The sequence below is a fragment of the Streptomyces sp. NBC_01017 genome, from assembly GCF_045162795.1.
Classification (GTDB): Bacteria; Actinomycetota; Actinomycetes; order Streptomycetales; family Streptomycetaceae; genus Streptomyces; species Streptomyces machairae.
Window position 1 is genome coordinate 2,561,872 of sequence record NZ_CP108683.1, and the last position, 21,589, is coordinate 2,583,460.

Here is a 21,589-nt window from a genome sequence, read left to right on the forward strand (position 1 = left end):
ATAGCCCAACTAACGTCTGTGATGCGCACTTTGGACGTGGGATGTCCGAATGTTCGGATGCCTGGACGCATGACCAGACGATGAAGGGGCGGGCCGCACCATGCCTTCAAGAGTTCGCGCACGTCTCAGAGCTGCCCTGGTCACGGCCGTCGCCACCCTCGCGACGGCCGCGACCTTAAGTCCGGCCGAGTCCCAACCGGCCACCAAGACACCGTCGTTCGAGCAGCAGGTCCTCTTCAAGGCGTCCCAGGATCCCGGGTACGCCTGTTTCCGCATTCCGGCGATCGTGAAGTCCAAGGACGGCACCCTGCTGGCGTTCGCCGAGGGGCGGGTGCTCAACTGCGGCGACGCCGCCGACATCGACATCGTGCTCAAGCGGTCGACGGACGGCGGCCGCACCTGGGGGCCGCTCCAGGTCGTCAGCAAGGGCGCCGGCGACACGCACGGCAACCCGGCACCGATCGTGGACCGGGAGACCGGCCGCATCCTGCTGGCGGAAACGTACAACACGGGCCGCACGGACAGCGGCAGTTGCACCGTGCCGTGTGATCGCACCCCTCATCTGCAGTACAGCGACGACGACGGCGCGACCTGGTCCGCGCCGCGCGATCTGAGCGACCAGATACTGCCGAAGGAGTGGAACTCCTGGTACGCCACGGGCCCCGTGCACGGCATCCAGCTCACCAAGGGCCCGCACACCGGCCGTCTCGTCTTCGGCGTCAACACCGAGACCTGGGACGGCAGTCGGGTCAGCACCAACCACGCCGCGCTCATCGTCAGCGATGACGGCGGCGACACCTGGAAGGTCGGCGCCACCGACTCCTGGCCCATCTCCGCGGCCGACAGCACCTTCCGGCAGAAGCCGTCCGAGGTGACCCTCACCGAGCGCACGGACGGCACGATCCTGATCAGCGGCAGGGAGCAGGACGGCACCGATCTCGGCCATCGCAGCCAGACGTACAGCAAGGACGGCGGCTCCACCTTCACCGGCCCGTTCCGCGACCTTCCGGACCTGTACACGCCTCAGGTCCAGGGCGCCACGCTCCGCCTGGGCAACCGGATGCTGCTGTCCGCCCCCGGCGACCCCGACCGCCGGCGGACCATGATGGTCAGGTCCTCCTACGACGGCGGCGCCACCTGGGACAGCGCGGACCGCGGCAAGGTCGTCACCACGGACTGGTCGGGCTACTCCGACATGGTGGACGTGGACGCGTCCACAGTGGGCCTGATGTACGAGGGCGGCGCCGTGGACGCGCGCGACGAGATCCGCTTCGCCCGCTTCAACGAGGACTGGCTGGGACCGCGGCGCGGCGCCGATCCGACCACCTCGGACCTCGCCCCGAGCGCACCCCGCGCGACGGTCCTCGGCGGACCCAGGGTGACGGACGGCGTGCTGGGCAACGCCTTCGAGTTCGACGGCGACAACGACGCCGTACGGCTGCCGTACCGGTCCAGACTCCCGCTCGGCACCGGCGAGTTCACGGTCTCGCTGTTCTTCCGCTATTCCGCGGCCTCCGGCGAGCAGCCGTTCCTGTGGATGGGCGGGATCGGCAGCACCCAGCCACAGATCTGGCTGCGCGGCGAGCCGGACAGCGACCGGGTGCGGGGCCTGATCACCACCCGGGAGGGCTTCGGGACGGTGCGCACGGCGTCCGTGTGGGCCGGGGACGCCCACAACGACGGCGAGTGGCACCATCTCGCGCTGCGGCGCGGCGGCGGCCGGCTGACGCTGTTCGTCGACGGCAGGGCGATCAGCACCACGGACGTGGCCGGTTCGGTCAGCCGTAACTCGCCGTTCGGCGTGCATGTCGGGCAGCGCATGGACAGCAGGGCGTTCCTGACCGGTGCGATCGACGACGTCCACGTGTGGAACCGGGCGCTCGGTGACTCGGAGCTCACGGCCGCGGCACGTGCCCGCACGAGCGGTAAGTCTTCGGCCACCTCCGACACCGTCCTGTGGCTGCCCATGGACCAAGTGCGCTGAGGCCACTAACGTCCCGGGCGTGCCCGACGACGCACGAGCACGGCAGCGCATGGGAACCGGCCTGGGAGTACTCCTGGCCCTGGTTCTCGCGGCCGTGCTGCTCACCGCCCTCCCGGACGACGGCGAACGGGAGGGCGGTGGCGCGTGTGCACCGCACTCGGTCGCGGCCTGGTCGGCCGACGACAGACTCACCGGCGAGTTCTCCCGGTACGGCGACAACCCGTCCCGCACCGACGACTGGACCGGCGGCGACGGTACGCACTCGGTGCGGCTGCCGGACGGTCGCGTGCTGTGGCTGTTCTCGGACACCTACCTGGGCCAGGTGTACTCGCCGCCCAACCCGTTCGGCGAGTCCCACACCTGGCGGGAGGCCACCGCTCCCCTGGTGCGGAACTCGGCGGTCGTCATGCGCGACGGACGCCTGGAGAGCACGCTGGCCACGCCGCTGTTTCCCGACCCCGCCCCGAACCAGTGGCGCTGGCCGGTCGCGGCCCGCGTCGAGCCCCGCTCCCCCGGCTCGTCGGAGCAGGTGCTGCGGGTGCTGCTCTGGGTGCGCACGGCCGGGCAGCCGCCCTGGATCTTCGGTGTGCCCACCGCCACCGAGGTCGCCACGCTCACGCTGCCCGACCTGCGGGTCGAGTCGGTGGTGAAGGTTCTCGACCAGCAGCTGGTGCCGGATCCGTCCCGGCGTGTGCTGTTCGGGACGACGCTGGTCGAGGAGGACGGCTGGACGTACGTCTTCGGCGGCGACGACGGTCAGGCCGCGTCCCGGCCGGCCTCGCAGGCGTACGTGGCGCGGGTGCCCGAGGGCAGGCTCGGCGAACCGGGTGCCTGGCAGTACTGGAACGGCTCCGAGTGGGCCGGGGCGGGTGCCCGGCCGCGTGCGGTGCTCGGGGACGGCCGGCGCACGGGGGTGGGGAGCGCCTTCTCGGTGGTGCGGGTGCGGGGGACGTACGTCCTGTTCACGATGGCCGCGGGCACGAAGGGGCTGACGACCGTCACGTCGTACTGGGCGTGCTCCCCCGCCGGCCCTTGGCACGGGCCGACGAAGGACTTCAGCCCGGCGCTGCCGCAGGGCGGCCAGGTCGCCGCCTACAACCCGCAGACGCACCCCGAGTTGAGCGACGACGGACGCCTCGTCCTGAGTTACGACGTCAACTGGCTGGAGCCGGGCAGTGCCGCGGGGCAGCTCAACCGGAACGTGTCCCTGTACCGACCGCGGTTCGTGACTCTGCGGCTGGCACAGACGCGGTGACCGGGCCGGGTGCGGCGCCCTCGGTCTCGCGGGCCTCGGCGTCGTGGGCGCGGCGCTTGGCGATGACCGCGCACACCATCAGCTGCATCTGGTGGAACAGCATCAGCGGCAGCACCGCCAGCGATGCGTGCGCGCCGAACAGGACGCTCGCCATGGGCAGCCCGGCGGCGAGGGACTTCTTGGAGCCGGCGAACTGGATCGCGATGCGGTCCTCGCGGTCGAAGCGCAGCGCCTTGGCGCCGTACCAGGTCAGCAGCAGCATCACGGCCAGCAGCACCGCCTCGACGGCGAGCAGCCCGCCCAGCTGGACCGCGCTCACCTGGTGCCAGATGCCCTGGACCATGCCCGCGCTGAACGCGGTGTAGACGACCAGCAGGATCGAGCCACGGTCGACGAGCCCGAGGACCTTCTTGTGCCGGGTGACGAAGCCGCCGATCCAGCGGCGCAGCAACTGCCCGGCGACGAACGGCACCAGCAGCTGCAGCACGATCTTGACCGCCGAGTCGGCGGAGAAGCCGCCCCCGCTGCCGCCGAGCACGGCCGCCGCGAGCAGGGGGGTGATGACGATGCCCACCAGCGAGGAGAAGGAGCCCGCGCAGATCGCGGCGGGCACGTTGCCACGGGCCATCGAGGTGAAGGCGATCGACGACTGGATGGTCGACGGGACGAGGGTGAGGAAGAGCAGCCCCTGGTAGAGGGGGTGCGTCAGCAGCACCGGGACGAGCCCGCGCGCCGCCAGCCCCAACAGTGGGAAGACGACGAAGGTGCAGGCCAGGACGGTGACATGGAGTCGCCAGTGCTTCAGGCCGTCCATCGCCTCACGGGTGGACAGCCGGGCGCCGTAGAGGAAGAAGAGGAAGGCGATCGCGGCCGTGGAGGCACCGGACGCCACATCGGAGGCCGTCCCGCGCGCCGGGAGGAGGGCCGCGAGGCCCACGGTCCCGAGCAGCAGCAGGATGTACGGGTCGATCGGCATCCAACGCGGCCATTGCAGGCGTTTCACTGTGCTCCACTACTTCGCTGTCGTACTGGCTGTCGCTTCGCTGAACTTCGGGTTCCCGGCACGGACGTGCCCTCCCCATCGTCCTCCGACGATCAGCGATCGGGAATCCGGCATACCACTCTGACTGTCATCACGTTCTGCGATAACCCGCGCTAGGCTCGGGGCATGTACGATCCGTCCCATCTGCGCACGTTCCTCGCGGTGGCGCAGACCCTGAGCTTCACTCAGGCAGCCCGCCGCCTCGGCCTGCGCCAGTCGACCGTCAGCCAGCACGTACGCCGCCTGGAGGACGTCACGGGGCGGCCGCTGTTCACCCGGGACACGCACTCCGTGGAGCTCACCGAGGACGGCGAGGCGATGCTCGGCTTCGCCCGCCGGATCCTGGAGGTGCACGAGCAGGCGACGGCCTTCTTCACCGGTACCCGGCTGCGCGGCCGGCTCCGCTTCGGCGCGTCCGAGGACTTCGTGCTGACCCGCCTGCCGGAGATCCTGGAGAGCTTCCGCTACGACCACCCCGAGGTCGACCTGGAACTGACGGTCGAACTCTCAGGCACCCTGCACGAGCAACTGGAGGCCGGGAAGCTGGACCTGGTGCTCGCCAAGCGGCGCCCCGAGGACCGACGGGGCGACCTGGTCTGGCACGACCGGCTGGTGTGGATCGGCGCGGAGCGGCTGCGCCTGGAGCCGGACCGTCCGGTGCCGCTGATCGTCTATCCGCCGCCGGGCATCACCAGGGCGCTCGCGCTGGAGGCGCTGGAGCGGCAGGGGCGTGACTGGTGGATCGTGTGCACGAGCGGCAGCCTCAACGGACTGATCGCGGCGGCACGGGCCGGGCTCGGCGTGATGGCGCACTCCCGGGGCCTGATTCCGCCGGGCCTGGTGCGGGTGCCCGAACGATCGGGGCTGCCGGAGCTGGGGCGGGTCGACTTCGTGCTGGTGCACGGCCGGCGCCGAACGGCGGCTCAGGGGGCCGCGGATGCGTTGGCGGGGGCGATTCTGGCGGGCGGGGACCGGTTGCACCGGCGTTAGGGCGGGGGCGCTTCAGCGCGGCGGGCGCTGATGCGTCAGCTGCTTCACGCGTCGCAGAAACACCGACGACTCCACGTGCTGTACGCCTTCCAGCCGCCCGAGTGGCCCGCTCAGGTACGCGTACAGGTCGGCCGTGTTCCGCACCACCGCCGTCGCCACGATGCTGCACGGCCCCGCCGTCGCCGCGGCGTGGGCGATCTCGTCGTGGGTGGCGAGGGCCTCACCCACCGCGGTCAGGGCGGCCGGGGTGGTGGTGATCCACAGGACGGCGCCGACCGGAAAGCCGATGGTCTCGGAGTTGTACGCCACGTCGACGTACACCGCCCCGGGCCGGGCCGGCGGTGGATCTTCTACGTCAATCTGCCGGTGAGCGTGGCCGCGGTGTGGCTGACGCTGCGGGTGGTGCCGGAGTCGCGGGGTGCGCGCGGTCGTCGTATCGACTGGGCGGGCACGGTGACGTTCGTGGCCTTCGCGGGGGCCCTGACGTACGGGGCCGTGCGGGCCGGAAGCCATGGGTGGGGCGCAACGTGGACGCTGGTGTGGTTCGCCGGGGCGGCGTTGGCGCTGGCCTGCTTCCTCGTGGTGGAGCGGCGGGTTCAACGCGGCGGCGTTCGGTGCCATGGCGTACACCTCGATCTGGTTGCAGACCCTGCTCGGGATGAGCGCGGTGCGCGGCGGGGTCGTCTCCTGTGGCCGTCGCTGGCGTCGTTCGTGGTCGCGGCGGCCGGCGGGCGGCGGCTGCACGGGGTGTCGGTGCGGCTCACCATCGGCGGCGGGCTGCTGCTGATCGGGGCGGGCCAGTACTGCATGGCGGTCCTGGACGCCGGGTCGACGGCGAAGCCCTGATACCACACGGGGCTGGTGTCGCCCGGTATCGCGGGTGCCGCGCCGGCCGCCGTATCGCCGGAGCGGGCCGGAATGGCGGGCGGTGCGGTGAACACCTTCCGGCAGCTCGGGTACGCCCTGGGCATCGCCCTGTTCGGCACGGTGCTGACCTCGCGGATGCAGGACACGCTGCCCGCGGATGCGGCCCACACCCTTGCGGGCGGCGGCGCCGGTGCGCCGCGGGACGTGTTCGGGGAGGGCGTCCTGCGCGCCGCATTCGCCGACGGGCACGCTGGTCCTCGCGCTGGTCAGGAGGCCGACCGTGACCAAGGCCAGGGTGACACCTCCGGCCACTCGCACGCTGACAGAGGAGGAGACGGCGGCTCGCAGGGGATGACATGATCAACAGGGCCCGTACCGGGTAATCGGGTCGTACAGATTCGGTGGAGATTACGGGCCCGAAACTTACTCAACCGTCAGTTTTCTGTCCGACCCTTCCCTATGTGAGCGCATTTTCCGGCCCTGACCAGTGCATACCTGAGCGCCCGTCGATTTCCGGCCCCCTCCCGTCCGAAACGCGGGTGGGGTAGCTTTCACGGCGCTGCGCGGAGCGTCAGCCGAGGCCATTCGGAGCGGGGAGCGGGGTTTGCGCGAGTTCACCAACCCTCCGTTGGCGTTGGCACCGCCGGTGGGCGGCCTGGCCGACGTCGTCTTCCAGCATGCCCAGGAAGACCCGCTCCATGTCGCCCTCGGCCGCAAGGACGACCACGGGAACTGGCGTGACGTCACCGCCGCCGAGTTCCGGGACGAGGTGCTCGCCCTCGCCAAGGGCCTTCTCGCCCGCGGCATCCGGTTCGGCGACCGGGTCGCGATCATGTCCCCTACCCGGTACGAGTGGACGCTCTTCGACTTCGCCCTGTGGACGATCGGCGCCCAGGTGGTGCCGATCTACCCGACCTCCTCGGCCGAGCAGTGCTTCTGGACGCTGTACGACGCCGAGGTGTCGGCGGCGATCGTGGAGCACGAGGACCACGCGATGACGATCGCCACGGTCATCGACCGGCTGCCGCGGCTGCACCAGCTGTGGCAGCTGGACTCGGGCGCCGTGCAGGAGCTGTACGACGACGGCGCCCACCTCGACGACGAGGTGGTCCACCGCCACCGGCAGGCGGTCACGCCGGAATCGATCGCCACGATCATCTACACCTCGGGCACGACCGGCCGCCCCAAGGGCTGTGTCATCTCGCACGGCAACTTCATGCACGAGACGGACACGGTCATCGAGCGCTGGGAGCCGGTGTTCCACTCCAAGAAGGGCGACGAGGCGGCGACCTTGCTGTTCCTGCCGCTCGCGCACGTCTTCGGGCGGATGGTGCAGGTCGCCGCGATCCGCGGCAAGGTCCGCTTCGGCCACCAGCCGCAGATGAACGCGGCCGCGCTGCTGCCGGACCTCGCCGCGTTCAAGCCGACCTTCTTCCTCGCCGTGCCGTACATCTTCGAGAAGGTCTTCAACGCCTCCCGCCGCAAGGCCGAGAAGGAAGGCAAGTCCGGCCCCTTCGAGAAGGCCGTCGAGGTCGCCGTGAAGTACGCGGACGCCGTGGAGGCCAAGGCGTGGGGCATCGGCCCCGGCCCCTCGGCCGGTCTGCGCATGCAGCACCAGCTCTTCGACAAGCTCGTCTACTCCAAGATGCGGGCCGCGATGGGCGGCCGGATCAAGCAGGCGATGACCGGCGGCTCGGCGATGGACCGACGGCTCGGCCTGTTCTTCGCGGGCGCCGGCGTCCACGTCTACGAGGGGTACGGCCTCACCGAGTCCACGGCGGCCGCGACCGCCAACCCGCCCTATCGCACCCGCTACGGCACCGTCGGGCAGCCCATCCCGGGCACGACCGTGCACATCGCGGACGACGGCGAGGTCTGGCTGCACGGCGGCAACGTCTTCCAGGGCTACCTCAACAACCAGAAGGCCACCGACGAGGCCCTGCACGACGGCTGGCTGGCCACCGGTGACCTGGGGTCCCTCGACGAGGACGGCTACCTCACCATCACCGGCCGCAAGAAGGAGATCCTGGTCACGTCCGGCGGCAAGAGCGTCTCGCCGGGCGTGCTGGAGGAGCGCGTCCGCGACCATCCGCTGGTCTCCCAGTGCATCGTCGTCGGCAACGACCGCCCGTACATCGCGGCCCTGGTCACCCTCGACCAGGAGGCCGTCGAGCACTGGCTGATGATGCGCGACAAACCCCAGATGACCCCGGCCCAGCTGGTCCGCGACGCCGACCTGGAGACCGAGGTGCGGCGCGCGGTCGTCGCCGCCAACACCCTTGTCTCGCAGGCCGAGTCGATCCGCACGTTCCGTATCCTCGCGCAGCCGTTCACCGAGGAGCACGGACTGCTCACGCCGTCGCTGAAGTTGAAGCGCAAGGCGATCGAGAACGCTTACGCGGGCGAGGTCGACGCGCTGTACCAGGCGTGAGTCCTGCCTTTTTCTCCGGTCCGGAATGCATGGGCGCCCGTGATCGTTGACGATGGTGAGTACCACCTGACGACAACCGTAAGGATCAAGAGCTCGTGAGCAGCAAGGTCCCCCCGATCATCCTCAACAACGGCGTCGAGATGCCCCAGCTGGGCTTCGGCGTCTGGCAGGTGCCGGACGACGAGGCCGAGCAGGCGGTCGCGACGGCCCTGGAGGCCGGGTACCGCAGCATCGACACAGCGGCGATCTACGGCAACGAAGAGGGCACCGGCAAGGCCATCGCCGGCTCCGGTGTCCCCCGCGAGGACATCTTCGTCACCACCAAGCTCTGGAACGGCGACCAGGGTTACGACGCCACGCTGCGCGCCTTCGACGTGTCGCTGGAGAAGCTCGGCCTGGACTACGTCGACCTGTACCTCATCCACTGGCCGCTCCCGGCCCGGGGCACCTACGTCGACACCTACAAGGCGTTCGAGAAGCTCCACGCCGACGGGCGCGTCCGCGCGATCGGTGTCTCCAACTTCCTTCCGGAGCACCTTCGGCACCTGATCGACGAGACGTCGGTCATCCCCGCGGTCAACCAGATCGAGCTGCACCCGTATCTGCAGCAGCACGCCTCCCGCGAGTTCCACGCCGAGCAGGGCATCGCCACCGAGGCCTGGTCGCCGCTCGGCCAGGGCAAGGGTCTGCTGGAGGTTCCGGCGATCGTCGCCATCGCGCAGAAGCACGGCCGCACCCCGGCGCAGGTCGTGCTGCGCTGGCACCTGCAGCTGGGCAACGTCGTGATCCCGAAGTCCGTGACGCCGTCGCGGATCAAGGAGAACATCGGAGTCTTCGACTTCAGCCTGGACGACGAGGACCTCGCGGCGATCAGCGCGCTGAACGAGGACCGGCGAATCGGTCCCGACCCGGCGACGTTCGACGCCTGACGTCCGTTTTTCGTACGGCACTCCGCCCGCCGCTCAGCTGTATGAGCGGCGGGCGGACGCGTACGCATCACCCCGGTCACCGGCCTCAGTCACCGCGCACATCGGTGTGGACGACCTCGAACTCCTCCAGCCCGATCACGGACACGTGCGCCTTGGCAGCGCCCTCGTGCCGCGCCCCCGCCTGACCCGCGCGGGAGGCCGCCAGGGACGTCTGGTCGACGAAGACCGCTGCGGCCATCCCGCGGCCGCGCTCCCGGTCGACCATGAGGGACGCCCTGGCCAGCCCGGGGAGGGTCTCCAGCCTGGGCACCACCGTCGCGCGGAAGGTGTCGGCGAGCAGGTCCGTGTCCATCGGGTCGAACTCCAGCCTGGTGAGCCGCAGTCCGCCGCCCGCCCGCGGCTGCCGGACCTGGTGGAAGACCAGCGCCTCGTAGTTGTCGACCGCCACGGTCCCCGCGAACGGCTCCAGCATCGCCGACCGGCGCTCGCGCAACACCTCGTCGCTGTTGCGCCGGGCCCGCTCCGACTCCCACCAGCTCGCTGCCAGCAGCTTCCCGAGGACCCGGTCCACGAAGACACTCGCTCCCCGGTATCCCGGACGGTCCTCCAGCAGGTCGCGGCCCTGGGTGTTCATCGCCCTGATGGCCATGTCGATCTTCGCGGGATCACCGGTCGTGTAGACGGCGCGTACGAACATGACACCTCCCGGAAATCCGGGCATATGCGAACTTTTCTATACATCCAGTCTTCTACTGGGGGCATGGCGTCGCAATCAGCCATCAGTAAGGAAACTTTCCCGATGGAAGGGCCACCCCCACAGTGCGCACCCGAAGACTGATCCTCGCGGCGGCCGCCGGAGCCGCGCTGCTCGCCACCGCGGCGCTCCCCGCCGGCGCCCGGCCGGCGGAACCCGAAGAAGCCGGCGTGAGCGCGGCCGACCTGCTCGCGAAGGTGACGTCCTGCTCACAGATCTCGAAGAGCAGGTACCGCACCGACCAGGCGGCCTCGGCCACCGTCCCCGTCTGCGGCACGAAGCGTGCCGTGTTCTGGACGGCCGACATGGACATCGACTGCGACGGCCGGCGCACCGACAACTGCAACGAGACCACCGACCCCTGGTTCCTTCCGGACACGGCGTTCCACCAGTCCGACGGCAAGCCCCTGCGGTCCGACACCCTGCCCTACGTCGTCGTGCCCAGCCCCAGCGGCACCTGGGACTACCGCGCCGCCGGCATCAAGGGCGGCGGCGTGGCAGCGGTCATCCACGACGACCAGGTGCTGTACGCCGTGGTCGGCGACACCGGCCCGCAGCAGATCATCGGCGAGGCCTCCTACGCCGCCGCCGAGGCCCTCGGCATCGACCCCGACCCGGCCGCCGGCGGGGCCGCCTCCGGCGTGACGTACATCCTCTTCAAGAACTCCCAGGTCTCGCCCATCGAGAGCCGCAGTGCGGCGGCCTCGCTGGGCGAGAAGCTGGCGAAGGAGTTCGCCGGGGGCAGCTGATGCCCGGTGACCGAGCCGGGAGTCAGGTCAGTTGGGCTGTCCGAGCGGCCGTACGACGACGGTGTTGACGTCCACGCCGTCGGGCTGCCGGACGGCCCACACCACCGAGTCGGCGATCTGGTCGGCGGTCAGCAGATGCCCGGGCGGCAGACTGCCGTGGGCGTCCCAGAAAGGCGTCTCCACCCGGCCCGGCGCGATGTGGGTCACGCCGATGCCCCAGTCGGTGACCTGTCGCCGGGTGTTCTCGGCGAGCCCGGTCACCGCCCACTTCGTCGCCCCGTAGATGTTCCCCGGCCCGGGCACGAACCCGGCGACGCTGCCGATGAGGACGATCCGGCCGCGGGTCTCCTTGAGGGCGTCGACGGAGGCGCGGATCAGCAGGGCCGGGCCGAGGACGTTGGTCAGCACCATCTCGGTCCATCCGGCCGGGTCACCCTCGGCGACCGAGTCGTGGGTCGCGAAACCGGCGTTGGCGACGACGGTGTCCAGTCGGCCGAACGCCTTGAGCGTGGCCTCGACGGCCGTCCGGACGTCACCGTGGTCGGCCGCGTTCCCGACGACCGTCAGCAGGCCCTCCGGATTCCCGAGCCCCTCCGCGAAGTCACGAAGCCGCGCCTCGCCCCGGCCGGTGACGGTGACCCGGTGTCCGGCCTCCAGCAGCTGCCGTGCGACCGCGGCGCCGATGCCGCTGCCACCGCCTGTGATGAGCGCGACGGGTGAGTCGGTCATGGTGATCCCCCTGTGTGTCGTTCTCCGTGTCGTTCTGTGCGACGTTCTGTGTGCAGTTCGGACGCAGGGGAGTCCATCACTTGGAGAGCTCTCGAAGTCAAGGCACCGAGGAGGGGGACGAGTGGCGGGCGCTGACCGTCGTCACTTCGTCCGTACGGCCGTGTACACGGTCTGTGCCGCCAGCAGGAACAGATCCGGCCGGTGATACACGCTCGCCTTGTCGTCCGGGTCGAGGAGCCGGTCGAGGGTCGCGCGGTCGTCGGCTTCGAGGTGGTCGCCGATGCCGTCGCGGGTGCGGGTCAGGGTGGCGGCGACGTAGGCGCGGGCGCGGTCCGTGGTCGGGGCGGGCAGGTCGAGGAGGAACGTGCGGGTGCCGCTGGGCCTGAGGCCGGCCGCGGCGAGCAGGGCGGGCCAGTCCTCGGTCTCCACGACGGTGCCGGGCAGGTCCGCGCGCATCGCGGCGAACCACTCCTCCTCCAGCGCGTCGAGGCGCGCCTGCAGCCCGGGCCGCCCGAAGCCGACGTCGCGCGGCAGGTACCGGGCCGACAGACCACCCTCCTGCAGCGCCAGCGTGCCGCCTACGGCGAGGCGGGCGGCGAACGCGGCGAGGGCGGCCCGCTGGTCGCCGAGGTGATGCAGGGTGCGGCCGACCCACAGCAGATCGGCGGGATAGTCCAAGTCGTCCAGTACGTCCGGGAGTTCACCGGTGAGGGTGCCGAAGCGGTCGGCGACACCGAGCCGCCCGGCCCGCGCGCCGGCCCGCGCCAGGAGCGGCTCGGAAGCGTCCACGGCGACCACACGGGCGCCGGGGAAGGTGTCGGCGAGCAGGCACGCGATGACGCCGGGGCCGCTGCCCGCGTCGACGATCAGCCCCGGTTCGGTCTGCCGCTTGGCCAGCCAGGCCATGGTGTGCTCGTAGAGGGGCGTGAAGAGCTCCGCCTGCGCCTCCAGCTCCGGGCCCATCTCGGCCCAGTCGACGTCGGTGTGGTCGTGGTGGTGGTGACCGGCATGCCGGTCTGAGTGGTGGTTGTGCGCCATGCTCGTCAGCCTCTCCTTCGGATGAGGCCAGCGTGCGCCGACGCACCGCCGCGGGGCCACCGTCGTTGCCGGAACGGCAACAAACGGGAGCAAAAATCGGCGATCCGCCGGGGCCTGGACCAGGAGAACGGTCCACGCCCCGGCGGACTACGACGCCCTACAGGGGCGCGGGGCTGTACCTATGTGCGGCTCCGCCGCGCGGGCGCGACCGGCCACGGACAACCCGCAGCCGACGTCACCACCGAACCGTCACAACGCCGGATGGGCGTTCTGCATCAGCTGCTGGAACTGCGCCGAGAACCAGTGCCCCGACAGCGGAGCGTCGGGCAGGGCGCCGGACAGGTTGTTGCCGTTGCGCGGGTTGCCCGTGTAGGTCGGGTCGCACATCCGGTCGAACCCCTTGCCCTCGTCGTTCGGGATCTCCCGGCTGGCGCCGTCGGACTCCCCCGGCGGCTTGATCCAGACGTACGCGTCGATCCCGGCCGCCGGATTGGCCTGCGGGCGCTCGCCGAGGCCGGCGCCGGACTGGTTGCACCAGTTGCCGACATGGATCCGGCGGTCGTAGCGGCCGCCGTTGACGTAGGTGTCGACGTCGGTCGTCGCGCCCGGACCGGCAGGCCGTGCGCTGCCGCCCCAGCCGTTCCTCGACGTGTCGATCAGCATGCCGATGCCCGAGTTGAACCCGGTCGTGACCAGCTGGTTGCGGAAGCCCTGCGCGAAGGACAGCTCGTCGGTGTACCGGTTCCAGTCGACCCACTTGGACTCGCGGACGGACTTGCCGCCGACGGAGTCGTTGATGGTGAAGTTGTTCTCCTTCAGGGCGCTGTAGTTGGCCGTGTTGGCGATGAAGCCGTGCACGTCGTTGACGGTGGCGCCCTCCGAGGTGGCTGCCTCCTTCATCACGGCGGCGCTGGCGGCGAAGTTGTCGTCCCAGCCGATCCAGCCGTGGTGCCCGGCGTCGATGTAGTTGTAGACGTTGGGCGCGTCACCGAGCTTGCCCAGGGCGTAACCGACGCCCTTCTGGTAGTTCCCGTTGGCCTTCATCACGTCGCACTGCGGGGTGGCCGTGGGCCGGCTGCCGGTGTTGGTGACCAGGTTGGGCAGCGAGTCGATCTCGATGGTCGTCACGATCCGCAGCGAGGCGTACTCCGGGTCGGCGAGGATCGCGGCGATCGGGTCGATGTACTCGGTCTTGTACCGGCCGAGCTCCGTCGGGCCGAGCTCACCGTTGGAGGCGAGGGCCGCGCAGTCACGTCCGGGCAGGTTGTAGATCACCAGCTGGACGACGAGTTCGCCGGAGCCCTTCTGGGTCAGGGCCTCGTCGAGGTGGTCGCGCAGACCCATGCCGCCGTTGACGCCGTTGATGGCCGCGATGCGGTCGAGCCAGACGCCGGTCGGCTGGTTCGCGATCCGGCTGCCGCCCGGCTCGGCGGCGGCCTTCGCGGACCACTCCGGGTTCACGTACACCTTGGCGCCGGAGTACGGGTTGTCGACCTTCGGGCCGGTCGGGCCGGGATCGGTCGGGTCGGTGGGATCCGTGGGGCCCGAGCCGTCGTCGACGTTGCAGGTCACGCCGTCGAGGGTGAAGGTGGCCGGGACGGCGTTGGTGCCGCTGTAGGAGCCCTGGAAGCCGAAGCTGACCGAACCGCCCGTCGACAGGGTTCCGTTGTAGGTCTCGTTGGCGGCGGTCACCGCGGCGCCGCTCTGGCTGATCCTGGCGTTCCAGCCGCTGGTGACCTTCTGGTTTCCGGCGTACGACCACTTCACCGACCAGTTGGACTTGGCGGCACCCTGGTTGGTGACCGTCACGGCGGCGGTGAAGCCGGTGTCCCACTGGTTCTGCACCTTGTAGTCGACGGTGCAGGGGACGGCGGCCGTGCCGATTCCGCCGGGGTCCGCGGCGAGCGCGGTCCCCGAGGCCCCGGCGACCAGTGCCAGGGCGGCGAGCATCGCAGTTCTGGTACGAGTCATGAGTGCGGGTTCCTTCTTGGTTGCGGGTGCTGACGGTCCGTCCGTGCAGGGCGCGCAAGAGGCAAGGAGGAGGTGCCGATGACGGCTAAAAGTACTGAACGCGGGGGGTGTCGCATGAGCGACTCCTCACAGCTCCGGCGCGTCGTGACGGACGCGTCGACTGATGGAAGCGCTCCCACTGGTGTCCATGAAGCTAGCGCCAAGTGTCGGTGAAGGACAGGGGAGTTGCTGACTTTTACTCAACGGAACGCATCGAATCTTTTCGACTCTTCAAGCATCTTGACCCCTCGCACCCCCATCTCCACTATGGGAGCGCTCCCACTGGTTCAAGCCTTGACTTCTCCGAGCCGCAAGGAGGAACCAGCACGTGCATCCCCCACGCAGACGCAGAGGCGTACGACGGTTCTGGACGGCCGTCGTTGCGGCCCTGGCGCTTCCCCTGACCATGCTGAGCACGGGGTCGACTCCCGCTCAGGCGGCGGCACTTCAGTGCAGTGTCGACTACCGGACCAACGACTGGGGCTCCGGCTTCACCGCGGACCTGACGATCACCAACCGCGGCACGGACGTCATCGACGGCTGGACCCTGACGTACGGCTACGCGGGCAACCAGAAGCTCGGCAACGGCTGGAACGGCACCTGGTCGCAGTCCGGCCAGTCGGTCACCGTGAAGAACGCCGGCCACAACGGGCGCATCGCCGCCGGAGCCGCTGTCACCACCGGCGCGCAGTTCGCCTACAGCGGCACCAACACCGCCCCCACGAACTTCGCGATCAACGGCACGAGCTGCACCGGCGCCCACCAGCCCCCCATCACCGTGCTGACCAGCCCGGCGGCGGGCGCCGTCTACGCACAGGGCGACGCCGTCCCGCTCGCGGCCACCGCCGCTGCCGCGGACGGTGCGACGATCAGCAGGGTCGAGTTCTACGACAACACGACACTGCTGGGCACGGACACGACGGCGCCGTACTCGCTCTCGGTCTCCAGCTTGACCGTGGGCAGTCATTCGCTCCTCGCGAAGGGGTACGACAGCCTGGGCGCGTCCGCGGACTCCACGCCGGTCGGCATCACGGTCGCCTCGGGCCCCGCCGTGGTGGCCTCACAGACTCAACTCCCCGTCCAGCAGGGCAGGACGGCCTCGTACGACATCAAGCTGTCGACCCGACCGTCGGCCGACGTCACGGTCACCACAGCCCGCACCGGCGGCAATTCGGGTCTGTCGGTCACCGGTGGCGCCTCGCTCACCTTCACGCCCTCGAACTGGAACACCGCACAGCAGGTGACCATCACCGCCGACAACTCCGGTACCGGCGCGGCGACTTTCGAGTCGACGGCCAACGGCCATGCGAAGGCGTCGGTCAACGTGACCCAGATCGCGGCGACGAAGGCGTACGACGCCCGCTTCCTGGAGCTGTACGGCAAGATCACCAACCCGGCGAACGGCTACTTCTCCCCCGAGGGCATCCCCTACCACTCGGTCGAGACGCTGATCGTCGAGGCGCCGGACCACGGCCACGAGACCACGTCCGAGGCCTACAGCTACCTTCTCTGGCTGCAGGCGATGTACGGCAAGGTCACGGGCGACTGGTCCAAGTTCAACGGCGCCTGGGAAATCATGGAGAAGTACATGATCCCGACCCACGCCGACCAGCCGACCAACTCCTTCTACAACGCCTCGAAGCCGGCGACCTACGCGCCCGAGCTCGACACCCCGAACGAGTACCCGGCGAAGCTCGACGCGTCGGTCTCGGCCGGTTCGGACCCGATCGCCGGGGAGCTGAAGAGCGCGTACGGCACGGACGACGTGTACGGCATGCACTGGCTGCAGGACGTCGACAACACCTACGGCTACGGCAACTCGCCGGGCAAGTGCGAGGCGGGGCCGTCGGACACGGGGCCGTCGTACATCAACACCTTCCAGCGCGGTGTGCAGGAGTCGGTGTGGGAGACGGTGCCTCAGCCGACCTGTGATCAGTTCAAGTACGGCGGAAAGAACGGGTACTTGGACCTCTTCACCAGTGACGCGTCGTATGCCAAGCAGTGGAAGTTCACCAACGCCCCGGACGCCGACGCCCGTGCGGTGCAGGCCGCGTACTGGGCCGACAAGTGGGCCGACGAGCAGGGCAAGGGCGGTGACATCTCCGCGACCGTGACGAAGGCCGCGAAGATGGGCGACTACCTGCGCTACGCGATGTACGACAAGTACTTCAAGAAGGTGGGCAACTGCGTGGGACCCGCCGCCTGTCCCGCCGGCACCGGCAAGGACTCCTCGCACTACCTGCTCTCCTGGTACTACGCCTGGGGCGGCGCCACCGACACCTCGGCGGGCTGGGCCTGGCGCATCGGCTCCAGCCATGCGCACGGCGGCTACCAGAACCCGATGGCCGCGTATGCGCTCAGCGCGTATGCCGATCTGAAGCCGAAGTCGGCGACGGGGCAGGCGGACTGGGCCAAGTCCCTTGAGCGGCAGGTCGAGTTCTATCGCTGGCTGCAGGCCGGCGAGGGCGCGATCGCGGGCGGGGCGACCAACAGCTGGGCGGGCCGGTACGCGACCCCGCCGGCCGGGAAGTCGACCTTCTACGGCATGTACTACGACCAGCAGCCCGTCTACCATGACCCGCCCTCCAACCAGTGGTTCGGCTTCCAGGCGTGGTCGATGGAGCGGGTGGCCGAGTACTACCAGCAGACGGGGAACGCGGCTGCCAAGGCGGTCCTCGACAAGTGGGTCGACTGGGCGCTGTCCCACACCACCGTCAACCCGGACGGCACCTTCAGGTTCCCGTCCACGCTCCAGTGGTCGGGGCAGCCCGACACCTGGAACGCGTCAAGTCCGGGCGCCAACACCGGACTTCACGTCACCGTCGCCGACTACACCAACGACGTCGGCGTGGCGGCCTCGTACGCCAAGACCCTGACGTACTACGCCGACCGCTCCGGTGACACGCAGGCCGCGGCCACGGCCAAGGCACTGCTCGACGGCATGTGGGACAACCACCAGGACGACCTCGGCATCGCCGTCCCGGAGACCCGCGCCGACTACAACCGCTTCGACGACGCGATCTACGTCCCGAGCGGGTGGAGCGGCACGATGCCGAACGGTGACGCGATCAACTCGTCGTCGACCTTCGATTCGATCCGGTCGTTCTACGAGGACGATCCGGCCTGGTCGAAGATCGAGGCGTATCTCGCGGGCGGGGCGGCGCCGTCGTTCACGTATCACCGGTTCTGGGCTCAGGCGGACATTGCGTTGGCCATGGGCTCGTATGCGGAGCTGCTCGAGTAGCGGTTCGCAGAGCGACTGGGGGCGCGGGAGTACGGCGACTGCCGGCTGGTTGTGGCTGGTCGCGCAGTTCCCCGCGCCCTTGGGACGCCCACGCCACCCTCTTCGAAGAAGGGACCCCCGTGCAGGCGTCGAGCGGTATCCCGGCCGGGGCGATCGTCGAGTCCGACCGGGTCGACCCCCAGACCTTCCACGGGTTCAAGTCCGGGAAGTTCTACGCCAGTACGGACGGCGGCGCGACCTTCACCGCGTCCTCGGCTACCGGGTTGCCGAGCGGTGACGGCGTCCGCTTCAAGGCGTTGCCCGGCGTGAAGGGTGACGAAGCTCCCCGGCGTCGAGCAGGCCGACACCATCGGCTTCGGCTAGGCGGCCACGGGCGCGTCGTACCAGACCCTCTACACCAGCGCGAAGATCGGCGGCGTCCGCGGCATCTTCCGGTCGACGGACGGGGGCGCGACCTGGACGCGCATCAACGACGACGCCCACCGGTGGGGTTGGACGGGTGCGGCGATCACGGGTGATCCGCGGGTGTACGGGCGGGTGCACGTGGCGACGAACGGGCGCGGGGTCGTCTACGGCGATACGTCGGACCTGAATTGAACTCCGGCGGCTTCAGCTGGGCCTCACGTCGCCCCGAACCGGTGGGTGCGCGCCTCCCGTGGGGTGCGCACCCACCATCGTTCACGGGGTGTGGACGGTCGGGCGCGGCGCAGTCGGCATGCCGTTGCCGATGAAGAAGCTCGGGTGCGGCGGCTGGTTGTAAGCGGTGTTCTGCCAGGCCAGACCCGTGCGGTACATCGTGTCGTGGAGCAGGGTCGTGATCTTCGTGGTCGTCTCGTGCGGCGTCGAGTAGATCCTCAGGGCCGTGTTGCCGCTCGTGCGCCAGATGACCTCCTCGCGCCAGTCGCCGAGGATGTCGCCGGACAGGACGGGCGTGGCCTTCGTGCCGTTGTTGGAGGAGACTCCGGAGCCGGTGAGCAGGCGGGTGTCGGACGAGGTGCCGTACTTGTCGATGCGGGTGCCGTCGAGGAGTTCGCGGACGGTGTCGCCGTCCCACCAGGACAGGAAGTTGACCGAGGACGGCTCGCGGCCCTTGGCGGCGCCGGCCTCGTCCCGGACGGAGGTGTCGGAGGCGGACCACATCTCGGCGCCGTCGTTGCCCGCCCAGATGTCCCCGGCGACGCCCCGGCCGTTGTCGCAGCAGGCGGCGAGCTTCCAGTTCACGGTGCCGCCCGCGGGGTCGATGTACAGCTCGGCCGGCTGCCCGGCCGACTCCGAGACCTTGAAGTACTCCAGGCCCGCGTGCGCGGGGTCGAGGTCGGCCAGGTGCTGCGCGTCTCCGTGGCCCGTCCGCGTGGTCCACAGGCCGTTGCCGTTGTCGTCGACGGCCATCGAGCCGTAGACGATCTCGTCCTTGCCGTCGCCGTCGACGTCCCCGACGGACAGGCTGTGTGAGCCCTGGCCGTCGAATCCCTTGCCGCTGTTGGTGGAGGAGTTGGTGTCGAAGGTCCAGCGCCGCGTGAAGCTTCCGCCTCGCCAGTCCCAGGCGGCGACGACCGTACGGGTGTAGTAGCCGCGGGCCATCACGAGGGAGGGACGGGAGCCGTCCAAGTACGCGGTGCCGGCGAGGAATCGGTCGACCCGGTTGCCATAGGAGTCGCCCCAGGACGAGACCGTGCCGCGAGCCGGGACGTAGTCGACCGTGCCCATCGCCTTGCCGGTCCGGCCGTTGAACATGGTCAGGTACTCGGGACCGGAAAGGATGTAGCCGGACGCGTTCCGGTGGTCGGCCGACGAGCTGCCGATCACCGTGCCCGTGCCGTCGCGCGTGCCGTCGGCCGTCTTCATGGCGACCTCGGCCTTGCCGTCGCCGTCGTAGTCGTACACCTGGAACTGCGTGTAGTGCGCGCCCGAGCGGATGTTGCGGCCCAGGTCGACGCGCCACAGCCGGGTGCCGTCGAGCTTGATGCCGTCGACGACGGTGTTGCCGGTGTAGCCGGACTGGGAGTTGTCCTTGGCGTTGGTGGGCTGCCACTTGAGGACGATGTCGAGGGCGCCGTCGCCGTCGAGGTCGCCGACGGAGGCGTCGTTGGCCTCGTAGGTGTACGCCACTCCGTCGGGGGTCGTTCCGCCGGCGGGCGGGCTGATCGGGACGTCCTTGTAGCCCGGGCGGAACTGGACGGCGTGCACGGAGTCGCCCTGCTCGACGCCGTTCACGATGGCGCGGACGGTGTAGTCGGCCTGTTCGGGGGCGCCGGAGTGGAAGTAGTTCGTGGAGCCGGTGATCGGCGTCGCGTTGACCTTCGTACCGGCCCGGTAGACGTTGAAGGAGACGTCGTTCGGGTCGGTGCCGAGCCAGCGCCAGCCGACCAGGTTGCCGTCGGCGGTGTGGACGCTGACCACGCCCCGGTCGAGCTTCTCGACCTGGCGGGCGGTGGCGGCCTCGGCCGTTCCGGCGCCGTTCAGGGTGGTGAGCCCGGCGGCGGCCAGGGCTGCGGTGGCGAGGGTCGCGGCGAACGCGGCCCGGCGTCTGCGGTGCTTGCGCGGGTGCTGCACGTGACGTACCTCCTCGGGAGGACGGACGGGTTCCGCTCCCTCAGTCGCCGCCGTGCGTGCCGAAGTTGCCGTATCTCTCGGCCAGTTCGGCCACCGTCCGGGCGATCCTCTCGCGCAGTTCGGGCGGCTGGAGCACCTCGATGCCGATGCCGAGGCGCAGGAACTCGGCGTGTGCGTGGTCGACGGACTCGATGGGGACGGTGACCCTGGTCCAGCCGTCCTTCTCCTTACGGTGGCCGGCCGCGCGGTCGAGGGTCACTCCGGGAGCCAGCCGCACCACCGCCTCCCGGCGGTACAGCCGGTCGTGGAAGTCGCGCTGGTACGCCCTCCAGTACGCGGCCAGGTCGAAGTCGGCGGGGCGCGTGAACTCCGCCTGAGAGGAGGTGAGTTGAAGGATCTGATCGACGCGGAAGGTGCGGGGTCCGGGTCCCGCGACGACGTACCAGCGGCCCGCCTTCAGGACGAGTCCGTACGGCTCCAGGCGGCGCTCCACGTCGGTGGGCTCACGCCAGCGGCGGTACAGGACGTGCAGGACGCGGCAGTTCCAGACCGCGTCGGCCACCGCCGGGAGGTGTGGCGTCTCGTCGGCGTCGGCGTACCAGCCGGGTGCGTCGAGGTGGAAGCGGCCGCTGATCCGGTCGGCGTGGGTGCGCAGTTCCGCGGGCAGGGCGGCACGGACCTTGAGCTGGGCCGCGGCCAGCACGGAGCCGAGGCCCAGTTGGGCCGCGGGGCCGGGGGCGCCGGCGAGGAAGAGGGCCTCGGCCTCGTCGCTGGTCAGGCCGGTGAGGCGGGTGCGGTAGCCGTCGAGCAGGCGGTAGCCACCGGAGTGGCCCGCGTCGCCGTACAGCGGCACGCCGGCCGCGCTCAACGCCTCGACGTCCCGGTAGACCGTGCGCACCGACACCTCCAGCTCCTCGGCGAGTTGGGCGGCGGTCATCCGGCCGCGGGTCTGGAGCAGCAGGAGGATCGAGACGAGTCGGCTGGACTTCACTGCCACAGGATGTCAGTGAAGCG

17 protein-coding genes and 1 pseudogene are annotated in these 21,589 nt (G+C 70.1%); 10 read left to right on the forward strand and 8 right to left on the reverse strand.

Annotation, left to right across the window (positions count from 1 at the left end; genetic code table 11):
• The first annotated feature begins 100 nt into the window (after nt 1–100).
• Nucleotides 101–1,984, forward strand: coding sequence for an exo-alpha-sialidase (locus OG331_RS11850; RefSeq protein ID WP_406194859.1), 1,884 nt, complete (start codon nt 101–103; stop codon nt 1,982–1,984).
• A 19-nt stretch (nt 1,985–2,003) separates the two neighbouring features.
• Nucleotides 2,004–3,239 carry a DUF4185 domain-containing protein gene (locus OG331_RS11855; protein ID WP_406194861.1) on the forward strand — a complete coding sequence of 412 codons (1,236 nt, stop codon included), beginning with the start codon at nt 2,004–2,006 and terminating at the stop codon, nt 3,237–3,239.
• Here the strand turns inward: OG331_RS11855 and OG331_RS11860 are convergent.
• The gene (locus tag OG331_RS11860) at nt 3,175–4,215 is read right to left on the reverse strand and encodes a bile acid:sodium symporter family protein (protein ID WP_406194863.1); all 1,041 of its coding nucleotides are present in this window, start codon (nt 4,213–4,215) and stop codon (nt 3,175–3,177) included. The genes OG331_RS11855 and OG331_RS11860 overlap by 65 nt on opposite strands.
• A 192-nt stretch (nt 4,216–4,407) precedes the next feature.
• Between OG331_RS11860 and OG331_RS11865 the strand changes: the two genes are divergently transcribed.
• Complete coding sequence (locus OG331_RS11865) at nt 4,408–5,271, forward strand: LysR substrate-binding domain-containing protein (protein WP_406194866.1); 864 nt, start codon at nt 4,408–4,410, stop codon at nt 5,269–5,271.
• 12 nt (nt 5,272–5,283) lie between these two features.
• Here OG331_RS11865 and OG331_RS11870 read toward each other — a convergent pair whose 3' ends face one another.
• Entirely contained in the window at nt 5,284–5,580 is a 297-nt protein-coding gene (locus tag OG331_RS11870; RefSeq protein ID WP_406194868.1) for an Lrp/AsnC family transcriptional regulator, read from the reverse strand.
• Nucleotides 5,581–5,637: 57 nt separating this feature from the next.
• Between OG331_RS11870 and OG331_RS11875 the strand changes: the two genes are divergently transcribed.
• The 4 genes from OG331_RS11875 to OG331_RS11890 all read left to right on the forward strand — a co-directional run bounded on the left by OG331_RS11875 (nt 5,638) and on the right by OG331_RS11890 (nt 9,498).
• On the forward strand, nt 5,638–6,117 hold the full coding sequence (locus OG331_RS11875; protein WP_406194870.1) for a hypothetical protein: 480 nt from the start codon (nt 5,638–5,640) through the stop codon (nt 6,115–6,117).
• A 15-nt stretch (nt 6,118–6,132) separates the two neighbouring features.
• Complete coding sequence (locus OG331_RS11880) at nt 6,133–6,498, forward strand: hypothetical protein (RefSeq protein WP_406194873.1); 366 nt, start codon at nt 6,133–6,135, stop codon at nt 6,496–6,498.
• A 244-nt stretch (nt 6,499–6,742) separates the two neighbouring features.
• Entirely contained in the window at nt 6,743–8,569 is a 1,827-nt protein-coding gene (locus OG331_RS11885; protein ID WP_406194875.1) for an AMP-dependent synthetase/ligase, read from the forward strand.
• Between the two features lie 95 nt (nt 8,570–8,664).
• On the forward strand, nt 8,665–9,498 hold the full coding sequence (locus OG331_RS11890; RefSeq protein WP_406194878.1) for an aldo/keto reductase: 834 nt from the start codon (nt 8,665–8,667) through the stop codon (nt 9,496–9,498).
• Nucleotides 9,499–9,583: 85 nt separating this feature from the next.
• Here the strand turns inward: OG331_RS11890 and OG331_RS11895 are convergent, their stop codons facing one another.
• On the reverse strand, nt 9,584–10,195 hold the full coding sequence (locus tag OG331_RS11895) for a hypothetical protein (RefSeq protein WP_406194880.1): 612 nt from the start codon (nt 10,193–10,195) through the stop codon (nt 9,584–9,586).
• A 122-nt stretch (nt 10,196–10,317) separates the two neighbouring features.
• Here OG331_RS11895 and OG331_RS11900 point away from each other — a divergent pair, with 122 nt between their 5' ends.
• Nucleotides 10,318–11,001 (forward strand): glycoside hydrolase family 75 protein, encoded by a 684-nt coding sequence (locus OG331_RS11900; protein WP_406194882.1) that lies wholly within the window; start codon nt 10,318–10,320, stop codon nt 10,999–11,001.
• Nucleotides 11,002–11,028: 27 nt separating this feature from the next.
• Here OG331_RS11900 and OG331_RS11905 read toward each other — a convergent pair whose 3' ends face one another.
• The 3 genes from OG331_RS11905 to OG331_RS11915 form a co-directional block, all read right to left on the reverse strand.
• A complete protein-coding gene (locus OG331_RS11905; protein ID WP_406194884.1) occupies nt 11,029–11,730 on the reverse strand; it encodes an SDR family oxidoreductase in 702 nt (233 codons plus the stop codon).
• 141 nt (nt 11,731–11,871) lie between these two features.
• Nucleotides 11,872–12,768 carry a class I SAM-dependent methyltransferase gene (locus OG331_RS11910; RefSeq protein ID WP_406194887.1) on the reverse strand — a complete coding sequence of 299 codons (897 nt, stop codon included), beginning with the start codon at nt 12,766–12,768 and terminating at the stop codon, nt 11,872–11,874.
• Between the two features lie 249 nt (nt 12,769–13,017).
• Entirely contained in the window at nt 13,018–14,739 is a 1,722-nt protein-coding gene (locus OG331_RS11915; RefSeq protein WP_406194891.1) for a glycoside hydrolase family 6 protein, read from the reverse strand.
• Between the two features lie 367 nt (nt 14,740–15,106).
• On the opposite strand from OG331_RS11915, the gene OG331_RS11920 reads away from it, so the two are divergent.
• Together OG331_RS11920 and OG331_RS11925 are read left to right on the forward strand one after the other, a co-directional pair.
• A complete protein-coding gene (locus OG331_RS11920) occupies nt 15,107–18,022 on the forward strand; it encodes a glycoside hydrolase family 48 protein (RefSeq protein WP_406194894.1) in 2,916 nt (971 codons plus the stop codon).
• Nucleotides 18,023–18,111: 89 nt separating this feature from the next.
• A pseudogene (locus tag OG331_RS11925) lies at nt 18,112–18,619 on the forward strand (xyloglucanase); the annotation flags it as partial.
• Between the two features lie 81 nt (nt 18,620–18,700).
• Here OG331_RS11925 and OG331_RS11930 read toward each other — a convergent pair.
• Nucleotides 18,701–20,575, reverse strand: coding sequence for a rhamnogalacturonan lyase (locus OG331_RS11930; protein ID WP_406194897.1), 1,875 nt, complete (start codon nt 20,573–20,575; stop codon nt 18,701–18,703).
• Between the two features lie 40 nt (nt 20,576–20,615).
• Nucleotides 20,616–21,566 (reverse strand): helix-turn-helix transcriptional regulator, encoded by a 951-nt coding sequence (locus tag OG331_RS11935; protein WP_406194900.1) that lies wholly within the window; start codon nt 21,564–21,566, stop codon nt 20,616–20,618.
• Nucleotides 21,567–21,589 lie beyond the last annotated feature (23 nt).